Genomic DNA, 12950 nt, shown 5'->3' on the forward strand with positions numbered 1-12950 from the left:
GTCCAGCCCGCGTATCGGCATTCATCGTTCGGGATCCTGCCGCATCGAGCGAGCAGGACCGGAAACCGTGAGGATTATTCATGACAGACGACGTTCTGATCATCGGAGCAGGCCCCGTAGGGCTGACCCGCGCCATCGAGCGGGGTGAGCCACGTTTCCACCTACGGCCAAGTGCCGCTGCTTCCCGCCTATTCGCCCGACGGCCTGGCGGAAATGAGCCTCGTCGCACTCTCGCTCGGCATCGAGGTCGCCTTCGTGGCCGCCCATCACATCGTTCGGGTATCCATCGTGATGATAGCGGCGGTGCCGGTCTTCACGCTCCTCGACCGGCGAAAATGAACGGCGCCACGCATCCATGAAGCGCGGCGCCGGAGAGCCATTCAGGTTGCTGCGCAGCAGAGAGGGGCAACCTCTCGCGCATGCCGTGCCTCAGTCGTAGAGCACGGCTGCGATCTTCGGATCGCTGATGTTCGACTTGTCATAGTAGAAGAAGCCGGTGTCGATCACCTTGTCGAGCTTCTCGCCCTTGAGCGCCTTCACGGCGGCCTCGACCGTCTTGTAGCCGATGCCGACCGGGTTCTGGGTGATGGCGCCGGCCATGAGGCCATCCTGGATCGCCTGCTTCTGCTGCTTGCCGGAATCATAGCCGACGATGACGATCTTCCGGTTCAGCTCCTTGGCGCCGTTGACCACGCCGATGGCGGAACCCTCGTTGGCACCGAAGATGCCCTTGAGGCGCGGATTGGCCTGGAGGATCGACTTCGTGATCTCGGTGGATTTCAGGTGATCGCCCGAGCCATATTGGATGCTCACGATATTGATCTTCGGGTACTTCTCCTTGACGCGGTTGACGAAGCCGTCGCGCCGGTCGATGCCCGTGCGGCTGGTCTGATCGTGGACCACAAGGGCGACGTCGCCCTCTCCGCCGATCAGCTCGGCCATTTTGTCGGCGGCAAGCGCCGCGGCCGCAAGGTTGTTCGTCGAAGCGGTGGTCACCGGAATGTCGCTGTCGACGCCGGAATCGAAGGCGATGACGGGAATCTTGGCCGATTGCGCTTTGCGCAGGAGCGGGATTGCCGCCTGGCTGTCGAGAGCTGCGAAGCCGAGGGCTTTCGGGTTCTTGGCCAGAGCCGCCGAGAGCATGTCGATCTGCTTGTCGACCATGGTCTCGCTGTCCGGCCCTTCGAACGTAATGCGCACGTTGTAGTCCTTGGCGGCCTGCTCGGCGCCGGCCTTCACGGCCTGCCAGAACTGGTGCTGGAAGCCCTTGGAGATCAATGGGATATAGGTCTCCTGCGCCGCGGCGGGGCTTACGAAACCGATGAGTGCTCCGATGCCGATGGCACCGATCAGGGTACGTTTGCTCAACATGTCTTTCCTCCTGGCTGTCGTTGTCGGATCCGGTCTTGACGTCGATTGGCTGCGCCGGATGCTGGGTTTCGTGTCGTTGTCCGGTCTGCTCTCTTCTTGCTCGTGGGAGATGTCGGTTTTCAGGTTCTGCGGCGCAGAATGTCGGCATAGACGGCGAGAATGATGATGATGCCGGTCACAACCGTCTGCCATTCCTGGGCGACCGAGAGAATCCGCAATCCATTGGTCAGGACGCTGATGATCAGGGCGCCGATGATCGTTCCGAGAATGGTGCCGCGTCCACCGCTTAAGGAGGTCCCGCCGATGACGACCGCCGCGATCGCGTCGAGCTCGTAGCCCTGCCCGAGAGCGGGCTGGGCCGAGTTCAGGCGCGAGGCGATGATGAGACCGGCAATGCCGCAGATCCCGCCCGCAACGGTATAGACCATGATCTTCCAGAAATCGGTGTTCACGCCGGAGAGGCGCACCGCCTCTTCGTTGGAGCCGAGAGCGAAGGTGTACCGACCGAAGGCCGTGCGCGTCAGGACAAGGCTCGAGACGATGGCGACGATGAACAGGATCAGCACGCCGTTGGGAATCGGCAGGAACGGAAGCACTGCCCCGATCAGGGAATCCTGCGAGATCATGGGGAAATTCGGCGTATCGTTGAAGTAGATCGGCCGGGTTCCCGAGATCACCAGGGCCAGCCCCTTCAGCAGCATCATCATGCCCAGGGTCGCGATGAAGGGCGGGATTTTCATCTTGGCGATGAGGGTGCCCGAGACGGAGCCGCAGAGTGCGCCTGCCGCGATGGCAGCGACGATGCCGACGGGCAACGGCATACCCCAATAGGTCAGGAATACGCCGGTGATGACCGCACAGAAGGTCATCAGCGTGCCGACCGACAGGTCGATTCCACCGGTGATGATGACGAATGTGGCGGCGACGGCCAGAACCCCATTCACGGCGGTCGCTTGCAGGATGCCGATGAGATTGTCGGGCTGAAGAAAGTTTTCCGAGGCAATGCTGAAGACGACCATCAGGGCGATCAGGCTGGCGAATGCCAGGATCTTCTGCCAGGTCCCCTGACTGAGGACGGTGGACCTCATGACCGACCGGGTTTCCTTTTCTACGATCGTGGTCACGCGGTCGCTCCCTCCATCGTCGCACTTGGCGCATCGGCCGTCAGGCTGCGCCGCTGCGTTGCCAGCCGCATGATATCCTCCTGAGTCGCTTCCTCTGCCTGGAGTTCGCCCGTCAGACGGCCCTCGCACATCACGGCGATCCGGTGGCTCATGCGTAGGATCTCCGGCAGTTCGGACGAAATCATCACGATGGCCCGGCCCTGAGCGGCAAGAGCGTTCAGGAGCTTGTAGATCTCGTTCTTCGCCCCTACGTCGATGCCACGGGTCGGCTCGTCGAAGAACAGGATCTCGCAATCGCGAGCGAGCCATTTCGCGATCACGATCTTCTGCTGGTTGCCGCCCGACAGGAAGCGGACCTCCTGAGCATCCGATGGCGTCTTGATCCGCAGCCGCGCGATGTAGGAGCGCGCCGTCTCGCGGATGGCACGCGCCTGCAAAAACACCTTCATGGACAAAAAGCGGCTCAGGCACGGCATCACGATATTAGCCGCCACGTCCATGCCTGTCGCCAAGCCGAAGCGCTTCCGGTCCTCGGAGAGATAGCCGATGCCGAGCCGCACGGCATCCTGAGGCGACCGGATCGCCACGGGCTCGCCCTTGACGATGATCTCGCCGCCATCCAAAGGATCCGCGCCGAAAATCGCCCTTGCGACCTCCGTCCGCCCCGCACCCATCAGACCGGCGAAGCCGAGGATCTCTCCTCTTCGCAGCTTGAAGCTGACATCCCGGATGGCGTTGCTGCGCCGAAGGTTGCGGACCTCGAGCACCACCTCGTGACGCGACAGGTCTGGAATTTCCGTCTTCGTCTCCGTCAGGCTGCGGCCAACCATCATCCCGATGATCGTGTCGACGCTCGTCGACGCGGTGGGGACAGTGCCGACATACTCGCCATCGCGCATCACGGTGACACGGTCCGAGATCTCCTTCAGCTCGTTCATCTTGTGCGAGATATAGACGATGCCGACGCCTTCATCTCTGAGCTGGCGGATGATGCCGAACAGCTCCGCAATCTCCGCATTGTTCAGGGCCGCCGTGGGCTCGTCCATGATCAGGACCTTGGACCGGAAGGAGAGAGCTCTGGCGATCTCGACCATCTGCTGTTTGGCGACGGTGAGACCGCCGACCTCCGCCCGAGGGTCGAGCTTCAGGTTCATGCGCTCGAAGATCTCTGCCGCGTTCCGGTTCAGGGCGTCCTCGTCGAGCAGAAGGCCCATGGCCCGCTTGGGCTCGCGGCCGATGAAGATGTTCTGCGCGGCCGTAAGGTCGTTCATCAGGTTGAGCTCCTGATGAATGATGCTGATCCCGAGATCCTGTGCGGCCCGAGGGGACGCGATATCCACAGTTACGCCCTCAATGGAGATGTCTCCCGCATCCTTCCGATAGATGCCGGCGAGGACCTTCATCAGGGTGGACTTTCCCGCGCCGTTCTCGCCCATCAGGGCATGAACTTCGCCGGAAAACAGTTCGAAGCGCGCTTTTTTCAGCGCCTTCACACCGGGAAAAGACTTGTCGAGATCGGTGATCGTGACGAGCGGCGTCATGGGCGACGTTCTGCCTTGTCCTGCTTGAGCGCAGGCGCCGAGCTGCTTCTCACTCCAACGAGGACGTAGGCGAGGGGGCGAAAACTGCTCCCGCGCAGCCATGAGGGAGCACGCGGGCGTCCGAGGCGTCGAACTGCGGCCGTGAGCAGGAACCGGTCCTGTACCCGCATCTATTCCTCCCGATCGCCGCCCTTTGACGATCCTGAGCTTTTCGCGCGTTCCGTCCCGGGGTGGCAGCCGGGCTTGATTGAAAACACTAAGGCTTTTTAAGGATGATATTCACGAAGGTCCCGCCGAGGCAACCGGAAATATGCCGTTTCGGAATCGCGGGACAGGGGGCTTGCTGTCGGCGTCGAGGCATGGCCGAGCATGCTCGCGATGGCGCATATCGGCATCGACCGCTATTGCCGGCTCGACAGGCGCGCAATAGGCTTCAACTCCTTTCGATGAGGCCCTGGCGCGTTAGATCCCGAGGGTCATGAACGGAGTGATCCGATGTCCGCAGACCCAATCCGAAAATCTAAGGTGGGACGCACCGATCTCCTGGTGTCGAAGGTTTGCTTCGGCACTTCGTCGCTCGGCGATATGCCGGGAACCTACGGCTACGGCGTCGACGAGGAGAGAGCCAGGGAAACCGTGAGAGCGATCTTCTCCGGTCCTGTGAACTTTCTCGACACGTCCCGCATCTATGGGTTCGGCCGGAGCGAGGAGCGGATCGGCGATGTCATCCGCGATCGCGGCGGTCTGCCCGAAGGATTCGTGCTGTCGACCAAACTCGATCGCGATCCCGAGACAAACCGGTTTGACGCGGCTCAGGCCCGGCGATCCCTGGAAGAAAGCCTCAAGGCTCTCGGACTGGAGCGGATCGATATTCTCCACCTGCACGATCCCGAACATTCGGACGCGTTGGACGCGACGACGGGAGTGGGGGGCGCCCTGCCTGAATTGTTCAAGATGAAGGAAGAGGGCCTCGTCACCGCTGTCGGGCTTGCCGCTGGTCCTGTCGAGATCATGACGCCGCTTCTGCGCGATTGGGACTTCGACGCGCTGATCACGCATAACCGATTCACTCTCGTGAACCGCAACGCGGAGGCCATGATCGACTTCGCCCATAAAAAAGGGATCGCCGTTCTGAACGCAGCGCCTTACGCCGGAGGCGTCCTGGCGAAGGGGTCCGAGGCCTATCCGCGATATGTGTATCAGGAGGCTTCCGACGAGGTGCTGGATCCCGTCCGGCGCATCGAGTCCATCTGCGCTCGTTACGAGGTGCCGCCTGGCGCCGTTGCACTGCAATTCTCGATGCGGGACGAGCGGATTACCTCGACCGTCTGCGGCGTCAGCAAGCCTGAGCGTGTTGCGCAGACGCTCGAATGGGCGAAGTGGCCCATTCCCCAGGAGGTTTGGCAGGAACTTGCCTCTCTTCCGTTCTCGACCGATGACCCCGAGGCAACACGCCGATACAACGCGGGATAGGTTATATCATCGAGCGATCCTCCGCATTTCGCTTACGAATTGTAATGATACGTGAATTGACCCGCCTGCCCGGTGGGTGGACATTGGGGCGTGGCCGACAGCATTGGTTGCTCCCTCTGAGAAACTGAGGTCCCTTCGGGGGCCTCTTTTGTTGGTGATTTCTCGAAGGGAGTGCTACCTTCCGAGGCTCTCCAGCAGCGCCTGATAGGGCGCGCGGCGCTCTTGATATTTGCGCATCAGCTGGTCGCGAATGTATTTCTTCTGCTCGATTTCGAGTTCGCTTTGCTCGATGTTGAGGATGTCCTCACAACATTGAGCGTCAATATTCGTCAGAGTGCGTGCAATCCAAAGTATCTTGAGGTCGTCGTCCGACAGAGACCGAGCCGAAGGCTCTTCGTGCGGAAGGATTGATGTCGGAATTAGCTGCTTGAGTGACATGGATTTATGTACATCTCTCGATTCATTGCGAAAATTATACAGCGTTGCTTGGCTGCGCCGCAATCGGCCGGTGATATGCATCTGGGCTAAAGACCCCTCGCCGAGTCGGTAATCCGCTGGGGGTACACGTTGCCATTTTCAGGGAATCTCGTTTGATCTGCGGACTGGGAATGTGCAGGGCGAACCCGGAAGGCGGCCATGAAACTGCATTTGTTAAAATTGGATTTAAGATTCAGAGTTCTTACGTGTTAATGCGTACCCCTTTGGGGTTAGACCAAGGTGTCTACCTCTTGATCAAAATCGCTTTCTTCCGCTTCATAGAACCCACGTGCTGCAGATGTGCAGGGCACTTTCAGGGGTGGGGAATGTTGAATCAAGAACTTGGTGAAGCCGCTAATTCCAATAGACAGGAAACGGCTTCTCCTGACAACTCGAGTCAGTCTTTCGAAACTATGTTGCTTTGCGGAAACGCGCTGCTTCGCGCCGGGCTGACGCATCTGCTGTCGGGAACGTGCTTCGCAGTGATCGAGGCGAAAGCGGGGTTCGTCGATTACGCCTCGGCGCCCGGATTGTATATCGTCGATGGCACCTCGTCTCAGCAGATGCTCGATTTCGTCCAGCAGGCCAAGCGGCTGCACCCTACGGCTCGGATCGTCGCACTTGCCAACAGCTTTGATCTCGAGGCGATCCAGCTTGCGGTGTCGGCCGGAGTTGACAGCTTTTGCCTCGCAACGGCGGCCCGTGAGGTTCTGATCAACATCCTCGAGCTTACGATGCTCGGTGAAAGGATCCTGCCCGGCAGCGTGATTCAGTCTCTTCTTCGTCAAGCGCCGGCCTTGTCCAGCGCGAGCCAGCTCTCCTCGGAGCAGAACGCTCAGGACCCGAGGGTCGGCAAGCTCTCGAGAAGAGAGACCGTCATCCTTCAGTCGCTCATGGGCGGCGATGCCAACAAGGTGATCGCGAGGAAGCTTGAGATCACGGAGGCGACCATCAAGGTTCACGTGAAGTCCATTCTTCGCAAGATCGGTGCCGCCAACCGGACGCAGGCTGCCATGTGGGCCAACGAGAACCTTCGCAACGGCGACCAGCCTTTGAGGAAAAACTGAGGCGGATCGAAAGATCGCTCGGAATCGAGCGCAACAGGGAGTGCCGACAGGATTGGCGCTCCCTGCGTCGTTTCGGGGCGATACGCATTCACGAGTTCGAGATATGCGACCGAGCGCCTAACGATCGTCGGGTTCAGGGTGGTGCCGGTGGAATCTCTCGAGCAGATCGGCCAGGCGCGGGGAGCCGAGCCGTCCCCCGAAATGCTCGCATTTCATCGCTGCGGCGATATTGGCCATGCGAACGGTCTGCCCCAGGTCCCAATCGTTGACCAGGCCGTAAGCGTAGACCCCATGCCAGACATCGCCTGCGTTCAGCGTGTCGATGGCCGCGATCGATATCGACGGAAACTCGTCGACAATTCCCCCTGACGCTCCGCGTCTCCATACAAGCGCCCCTGCGGGCCCAAGCGTCACCCCGACGACTTTAGCCTGAAGACTTATGGCGATCTCTCGCAGCGCCTGTCGCGTGGAAACATCGCCCGTGAGCGAGAGCAGGGCAGGTTCCGAGAACAGGACATGATCCGCCAGGGCAATCATTTCACGGAGCATCTCGGGCGGGGCTATGTCGGCATCGAGGATGGTCGGAATGCCGTGATATCGCGCGGCCTGCAGAACGGCTCTCGCCCCTTCCGGCCACCGCATGTCGACGAGCACTGCGCCGGCCTGCGCAATGTCGTGCAACGGCAGCCAGCCCGGATCGCTGTCGAGAGAGGGGTCGGTATAGGGAACCACCAGCCTTTCGCCCGTGTCGTCGACGAGAATTGTCGAGAAGGCCGTCCGGGCGCCGCGAATCCGGCGGATGCGGTCCGTACGGACCGACTCGCGGGACAGATCCTGCAAAAAGCTGTCACCGGTCGGATCGTCGCCGATGCGCGCCCAAAGTTCGACATTGCCGCCGAGACGGGCGATTGCGACGGCCGCCGCCGTCGCCATTCCCGAGGCTGCCTGAACCGCCTTGTCCGGCAGGATCTTCGTGCCGTGCTGCGGGATCCGGTCGATCTTGAAGATCGTATCCCAGAACGCGCATCCCAGACAGATGATCGGCTTATCGTTCACCATGGCGGGCAAGCCGGAGGCTTCATTCGAGCCGTAGAGCTCGGGCGCGAGCGTTCATGATGTGTGCAACCGCGCTTTCCACGGCTGCGCGCGCATCCCGCCGCTTCATGGCGCCGATGATGGCGAGGTGCTCGTGCATCACCGGGATCACGAGTTCCTCGTCGAGACTTGTCTCGCTCTGCCGGATCAGGCGGACCTTGATCCAGTTGACCCGATAGGCTTTCGAGATGATGTCGTTGCTGAGGTCGTCGATCACCGCTTCATGGAATTCGCGGTCAACCTTCTGCGCCTCGGCAATGAGCCGGTCGGTAAGGCCGTCCCGCGCTGCTGCGACGATCGCCTGATGGGACGCCTCGATCCGCTCGATTGCTGCGTCGCTGGCGTTCTGGCTGAACGAGGCTATCGCTTCCCGCTCCAGGATCAGCCGGAACTGGAAGGCGTTGCGGATCAGGGTGATGTCGAGGGGCAGGATCTGCAATCCACGCTGCGGGACGGTGACGATCAGCCCCTCCGCCTCCAGGCGTGGAATCAACTCGCGGATCGCACCGAGAGATTGCCCGGTGAGTGCCACCAATTCTCGCTGGGTCACGAACTGGCCCGGCTTGATCTCGCTCCGCAGCAACTGTTCCGTAAACACGTCATAGGCCCGCTCGCGCAGCTTGATTTCGGAGCGAGGTGCGTGGCGGGCCATTGTCATGCAACGGCCTTTGTCGGCGCTCCGAAGGGGTCGAGCAATGCGATGGCGCGCGCAGCGCTCTGTGCATCGAGAGTCGGAAGCGGCGGCCGCGCAACGGCCCAGGCGCGATCCTGGCGCACATGCGCCACAAGCGCCTTGACCATCGGAATGATGGGATGGCGGCAGATCTCCCGAACCAGTTCGACGATGCGCGGATCGTCCTGGCCGCTCTCCGCCAGGGCGATCACGGCTTCGGGTACGATATTGGCAACGCCGCAGATCGAGCCGGCAGCACCCGCCGCGCAGGCGCGGCCGAGATAAGTCTCGTCGCCGACGAGGATCTCGATATCGGGGAAGGCTTTGATCAAGGCGAAGGTCGCCTCGGGATCGCACGCACTGTCCTTGACACCCCTGATTGCTCCGGGGAAACGCTCCCGAAGCGTGGAAATGACGGCGTGGGAAAGCGGCACGCCCGTCATGCCTGGGATGTGATAGAGAATGATGTCCCGCAAATTGCTGCCCACAGCCTCGAACACGGCGGTGTACCACTCGCACACGGCATCGTCCGGTGCCGGACGGAAATAGAAGGGCGGTGCGAGCAGGACCGCACTGGCGCCTCGGTTCAGAGCTTGGCTCGTGCTGGTTGCAGCCTCTTCCGGCGAGCAGGCGATGACACCTTCCACCAATCGGTCTGCCGGAAAGCCGAGGCCGATCAGTTCATTGGCGACGCGGTCGCGCTCAAGGGCGCCCACAGACGGGCCTTCGCCCGTCGTGCCGAAAATCGTAGCGCTCCGGCAGCCACGCGAAAGGCACTCCTTGGCGTGGCCGGCCAGACGGGTAACATCCACCTTGCCGTCCACGAAGGGGGTGACGAGGGCGGGACTGATGCCAAAGCTGAGGGACAAGGAAGCCTCCGGTAAACAGCTTGAATTGGCGCCAAGCAACTGGCGTGTTGACACTAACATGTTACATGGTGCTTAATCCGTTGCAAGCACAGAAACGAGTCCGAACGGACCGCAACATCGGAACACGGAGGAAGATGGCAATGTCTGCAGTGACGCGTCGTACATTTCTGGCAAGCACGGCGGCCGCAGCCGCATACGGTCTCAGCGGAGCGACACCCGCTTTTGCGGATGTGAACTGGAAGAAATATGCCGGCGCGAAGATTGGGGTGAACCTCATCAAGAGCCCGCGCGGCGAGGTGCTGCAGAAGTTCGAGAAGGAATTCACCGACCTTACGGGGATTCAGGTCTCTTCCGAGCAGACGCCGGAGCAGCAGCAGCGGCAGAAGGCCGTGATCGAGCTGAATTCCGGCAGCCCGAGCTTCGATGTCGTCCATATAAGCTATCACGTCCAGAAGCGTCAGTTCGAGAAGGCGAACTGGCTGGCCGACCTGAACGGGTTCATGAAGAATCCGGAGCTGACCGAATCCACCCTGACGGAGAGCGACTTCTCCCAGGCCGGTCTGCTCTACGCCAAGAACCCGCAGGGCCAGATGCTCTCGCTGCCGTTCTCGGTCGATTACTGGTTGGTGTACTGGAACAAGGACCTTTTCGCGAAGAAGGGGCTCGCCTATCCGCAGACCTTCGAGGAGATGGTGAAGGCGGCCGAGGCGCTGACGGATCCCAAGGAAGGCACATACGGCTTCGTTGCGCGTGGTCTGAAGAACGCCAACGTTCCCGTCTGGACGAGTTTCCTCCTCGGCTATGGCATCGATCCGGTCGATGCCAACGGCAACCTGATGACGGATTCCCCCGAGGCCATCGAGGCGGCGAAGCTCTATCAGCGTCTCCTCACCAAGTCTTCGCCCCAGGGCGTTGCCGGGTTCAACTGGTCGGAGTGCCAGTCCGCCTTCCTGCAGGGCAAGGTCGGCATGTGGCTCGACGGTGTCGGCTTCGCGCCGCCGCTCGAAGATCCGGAGAAGTCGCGGATCGTCGGCAAGGTCGGTTATGGTGTTATGCCGAAGGGGCCGAAGGCTCAGGCTTCGGCGACGTTTGGCGACGGCATCGGCGTCACCTCCGCCAGCAAGAACAAGGAAGCGGCTTATTTGTATTGCCAATGGGCCGTTTCGAAGCTGATGGGTGCGCGTCTTCTGCAGGCCGGCGGCGGCGTTCCGTTCCGTCCGTCCATCCTGAGCGACGCCGAGGTCCGCAAAGGCGTGAAGATGCCAGCGGCCTGGATCGACGCCGTGGTGGAATCGGGCAAGATCAGCAAGCTGGGTCTTCCCGTCGTCCAGCCGGTGACGGAGTTCCGCGACATCATCGGCATCGGCCTGACCAACCTCATCGGAGGAGGCGATGCAGCCATCGAGATGAAGAAGGCGACCGAGCAGTTCAAGCCCATCCTCGAGCGCAGCGAGAAAGCCTGATGACGAGCGGATCGGTTGGGATGGTGGAATGCACCCATGTCCACCATCGCTGAACGCCAGCTCACACCCGTGACAGAGGCGGCGCCCGCGACGGGCGCCCGCCCACGGGGCATTTATTGGCCCTTCGTCGTTCCCGCCGTCGCGGTGGTGGGATCGGTCATCGTATTTCCTTGGGCCTTCACGATATGGATGAGCATGCATGAATGGACTGTCGGCGGGGCGCGACGCTTCGCCGGCCTGTCCAACTATATGCGGCTGGCATCGGACGAGCGCTTCCTTACGTCAGTATGGCAAACGCTGGTCTATACATTGTTGGCTGTGGTGCTTCCCTTGATCTTCGGCACGCTCGCGGCCTTGATCTTCAACTCCAAGGTGCCGCTGAGGGGCGTCCTGCGCGGCATATTCGTCATGCCGATGATGGCGACGCCGGTGGCCATCGCCCTCGTCTGGACGATGATGTTCCATCCTCAGCTCGGCGTGCTCAACTATCTCCTGTCCCTGGTCGGCATCGGACCGCAGGCCTGGGTCTTCAGTCCCTCGACCGTGATTCCGTCGCTCGTTCTCGTCGAGACATGGCAGTGGACACCGCTCGTCATGCTGATCGTGCTGGGAGGCCTCGCGGCGATCCCGATAGAACCCTATGAGAGCGCTGCCATCGACGGCGCGAATGTGTTCCAGCGCTTCCGCTATATCACGCTGCCCATGATCGCGCCGTTCCTGATGGTAGCCGTGATCATCCGCACCATCGATGCCCTGAAAAGCTTCGATATCATCTATGCCATCACGCAGGGCGGGCCCGGCACGGCGTCGGAAACGATCAACCTTTACCTCTACACCGTGGCCTTCGCCTATTACGATGTCGGCTACGGGTCCGCGATCGCCGTGGTGTTCTTCGCCCTCGTCATTGGCCTGTCCCTTCTCATGCTTCACCTGCGCCAGCGGACGAAGTGGACCGACATTCAGGGGGGCGCATGAGCATCCGAAGGATCTCCAACTCGCTCGGCCTGTTCTTCGTCGGCCTCGTTCTGATCTCGCCGGCCGTCCTGTTCTTTCTCTGGATGATTTCGCTCTCGCTGAAATTCGAGGTCGACAACGCTGCCTATCCGCCCATCTTCATTCCTGAGCGGTTCGCCTGGAAGAACTATACGGGTGTGTTCGAGTCGAACCGCTTCGGGCTGTTCTTCATCAACAGCCTGATCGTGACGGGCGTCGCGACCGGGCTCGCTCTCCTGATCGGCGTTCCCGCGGGCTATGGCATCGCTAGGATGCGCGCGACCAAGGCCGCGGTGGTGGTGCTCATCGCCCGCATGACCCCCGGTCTGTCGTATCTCATCCCGCTCTTCCTGCTGTTCCAATGGCTGGGGCTGATGGGCACGCTCGTGCCGCAGATCATCGCGCATCTCGTCATCACCGTTCCGATCGTCATCTGGATCATGATCGGCTATTTCGAGACGACGCCGCTGGAGCTCGAAGAGGCGGCCGTCATCGACGGCGCCAACCGGTGGGATGTCTTCCGACACATCGCCCTGCCGATCGCGAAGCCGGGCATCACCGTCGCTTTCATCCTTGCTGTCATTTTCTCGTGGAACAACTTCGTCTTCGGCGTCGTCCTGGCAGGCCGCGAGACGCGGACATTGCCGGTGGCGGTGTACAACATGCTGTCCTTCGAGCAGCTGAGCTGGGGACCGCTTGCTGCCGCGGCCCTGATCGTGACCTTGCCGGTTCTCATTCTGACCATCATCGCGCAACGCCAGATCGTGGCCGGCCTCACGGCTGGAGCGGTGAAGGGGGGCTAAG

The 12950-nt window shown here is 61.3% G+C and carries 13 protein-coding genes; 6 read left to right on the plus strand and 7 right to left on the minus strand.

The features are described from left to right. Positions 1–144: 144 nt before the first annotated feature. Positions 145–339 carry an AbrB family transcriptional regulator gene (locus tag BB934_RS25170; RefSeq protein ID WP_099512130.1) on the plus strand — a complete coding sequence of 65 codons (195 nt, stop codon included), beginning with the start codon at positions 145–147 and terminating at the stop codon, positions 337–339. A 90-nt stretch (positions 340–429) separates the two neighbouring features. Here BB934_RS25170 and BB934_RS25175 read toward each other — a convergent pair whose 3' ends face one another. From BB934_RS25175 to BB934_RS25185, 3 genes are all read right to left on the minus strand, one after another. Beyond that, positions 430–1371 carry an ABC transporter substrate-binding protein gene (locus tag BB934_RS25175; protein ID WP_099512131.1) on the minus strand — a complete coding sequence of 314 codons (942 nt, stop codon included), beginning with the start codon at positions 1369–1371 and terminating at the stop codon, positions 430–432. A 119-nt stretch (positions 1372–1490) separates the two neighbouring features. Continuing rightward, the gene (locus BB934_RS25180) at positions 1491–2459 is read right to left on the minus strand and encodes an ABC transporter permease (protein WP_099513206.1); all 969 of its coding nucleotides are present in this window, start codon (positions 2457–2459) and stop codon (positions 1491–1493) included. A gap of 32 nt (positions 2460–2491) precedes the next feature. Continuing rightward, positions 2492–4036, minus strand: coding sequence for a sugar ABC transporter ATP-binding protein (locus BB934_RS25185; RefSeq protein ID WP_099512132.1), 1545 nt, complete (start codon positions 4034–4036; stop codon positions 2492–2494). A 495-nt stretch (positions 4037–4531) separates the two neighbouring features. Between BB934_RS25185 and BB934_RS25190 the strand changes: the two genes are divergently transcribed. Next, positions 4532–5509, plus strand: coding sequence for an aldo/keto reductase (locus BB934_RS25190; RefSeq protein WP_099512133.1), 978 nt, complete (start codon positions 4532–4534; stop codon positions 5507–5509). Positions 5510–5683: 174 nt separating this feature from the next. Here the strand turns inward: BB934_RS25190 and BB934_RS25195 are convergent, their stop codons facing one another. Then, on the minus strand, positions 5684–6028 hold the full coding sequence (locus tag BB934_RS25195) for a hypothetical protein (protein WP_157934305.1): 345 nt from the start codon (positions 6026–6028) through the stop codon (positions 5684–5686). 170 nt (positions 6029–6198) lie between these two features. Here BB934_RS25195 and BB934_RS25200 point away from each other — a divergent pair, with 170 nt between their 5' ends. Next, positions 6199–7053 carry a LuxR C-terminal-related transcriptional regulator gene (locus tag BB934_RS25200; protein ID WP_237050372.1) on the plus strand — a complete coding sequence of 285 codons (855 nt, stop codon included), beginning with the start codon at positions 6199–6201 and terminating at the stop codon, positions 7051–7053. A gap of 117 nt (positions 7054–7170) precedes the next feature. Here BB934_RS25200 and BB934_RS25205 read toward each other — a convergent pair whose 3' ends face one another. The 3 genes from BB934_RS25205 to BB934_RS25215 are packed head-to-tail and all read right to left on the minus strand — an operon-like array spanning position 7171 to position 9690. Beyond that, positions 7171–8112, minus strand: a complete 942-nt coding sequence (locus BB934_RS25205; RefSeq protein ID WP_237050095.1) for a PfkB family carbohydrate kinase — start codon at positions 8110–8112, stop codon at positions 7171–7173. A 19-nt stretch (positions 8113–8131) separates the two neighbouring features. After that, on the minus strand, positions 8132–8806 hold the full coding sequence (locus BB934_RS25210; RefSeq protein ID WP_099512136.1) for a GntR family transcriptional regulator: 675 nt from the start codon (positions 8804–8806) through the stop codon (positions 8132–8134). Then, on the minus strand, positions 8803–9690 hold the full coding sequence (locus BB934_RS25215) for a dihydrodipicolinate synthase family protein (protein ID WP_157934307.1): 888 nt from the start codon (positions 9688–9690) through the stop codon (positions 8803–8805). Before BB934_RS25215 ends, BB934_RS25210 begins: the two co-directional genes overlap by 4 nt. Before the next feature lie 134 nt (positions 9691–9824). Here BB934_RS25215 and BB934_RS25220 point away from each other — a divergent pair, with 134 nt between their 5' ends. The 3 genes from BB934_RS25220 to BB934_RS25230 are packed head-to-tail and all read left to right on the plus strand — an operon-like array spanning position 9825 to position 12949. Further along, positions 9825–11153, plus strand: a complete 1329-nt coding sequence (locus BB934_RS25220; protein ID WP_099512138.1) for an ABC transporter substrate-binding protein — start codon at positions 9825–9827, stop codon at positions 11151–11153. Positions 11154–11189: 36 nt separating this feature from the next. Continuing rightward, on the plus strand, positions 11190–12128 hold the full coding sequence (locus BB934_RS25225; RefSeq protein WP_099512139.1) for a carbohydrate ABC transporter permease: 939 nt from the start codon (positions 11190–11192) through the stop codon (positions 12126–12128). Further along, positions 12125–12949 carry a carbohydrate ABC transporter permease gene (locus BB934_RS25230; protein ID WP_162299191.1) on the plus strand — a complete coding sequence of 275 codons (825 nt, stop codon included), beginning with the start codon at positions 12125–12127 and terminating at the stop codon, positions 12947–12949. Before BB934_RS25225 ends, BB934_RS25230 begins: the two co-directional genes overlap by 4 nt. Position 12950 lies beyond the last annotated feature (1 nt).

The sequence above is a fragment of the Microvirga ossetica genome (genome assembly GCF_002741015.1).
Classification (GTDB): domain Bacteria; phylum Pseudomonadota; class Alphaproteobacteria; order Rhizobiales; family Beijerinckiaceae; genus Microvirga; species Microvirga ossetica.

Excerpts from the sequence above, each read along its gene's own strand:
- BB934_RS25175 (WP_099512131.1), bottom strand. The coding sequence starts at position 1,371 with ATGTTGAGCAAACGTACCCTGATCGGTGCCATCGGCATCGGAGCACTC.
- BB934_RS25220 (WP_099512138.1), top strand. The coding sequence starts at position 9,825 with ATGGCAATGTCTGCAGTGACGCGTCGTACATTTCTGGCAAGCACGGCG.
- BB934_RS25210 (WP_099512136.1), bottom strand. The coding sequence starts at position 8,806 with ATGACAATGGCCCGCCACGCACCTCGCTCCGAAATCAAGCTGCGCGAG.
- BB934_RS25190 (WP_099512133.1), top strand. The coding sequence starts at position 4,532 with ATGTCCGCAGACCCAATCCGAAAATCTAAGGTGGGACGCACCGATCTC.
- BB934_RS25205 (WP_237050095.1), bottom strand. The coding sequence starts at position 8,112 with ATGGTGAACGATAAGCCGATCATCTGTCTGGGATGCGCGTTCTGGGAT.
- BB934_RS25230 (WP_162299191.1), top strand. The coding sequence starts at position 12,125 with ATGAGCATCCGAAGGATCTCCAACTCGCTCGGCCTGTTCTTCGTCGGC.
- BB934_RS25200 (WP_237050372.1), top strand. The coding sequence starts at position 6,199 with ATGCGTACCCCTTTGGGGTTAGACCAAGGTGTCTACCTCTTGATCAAA.
- BB934_RS25225 (WP_099512139.1), top strand. The coding sequence starts at position 11,190 with ATGTCCACCATCGCTGAACGCCAGCTCACACCCGTGACAGAGGCGGCG.
- BB934_RS25180 (WP_099513206.1), bottom strand. The coding sequence starts at position 2,459 with ATGAGGTCCACCGTCCTCAGTCAGGGGACCTGGCAGAAGATCCTGGCA.
- BB934_RS25195 (WP_157934305.1), bottom strand. The coding sequence starts at position 6,028 with ATGCATATCACCGGCCGATTGCGGCGCAGCCAAGCAACGCTGTATAAT.
- BB934_RS25185 (WP_099512132.1), bottom strand. The coding sequence starts at position 4,036 with ATGACGCCGCTCGTCACGATCACCGATCTCGACAAGTCTTTTCCCGGT.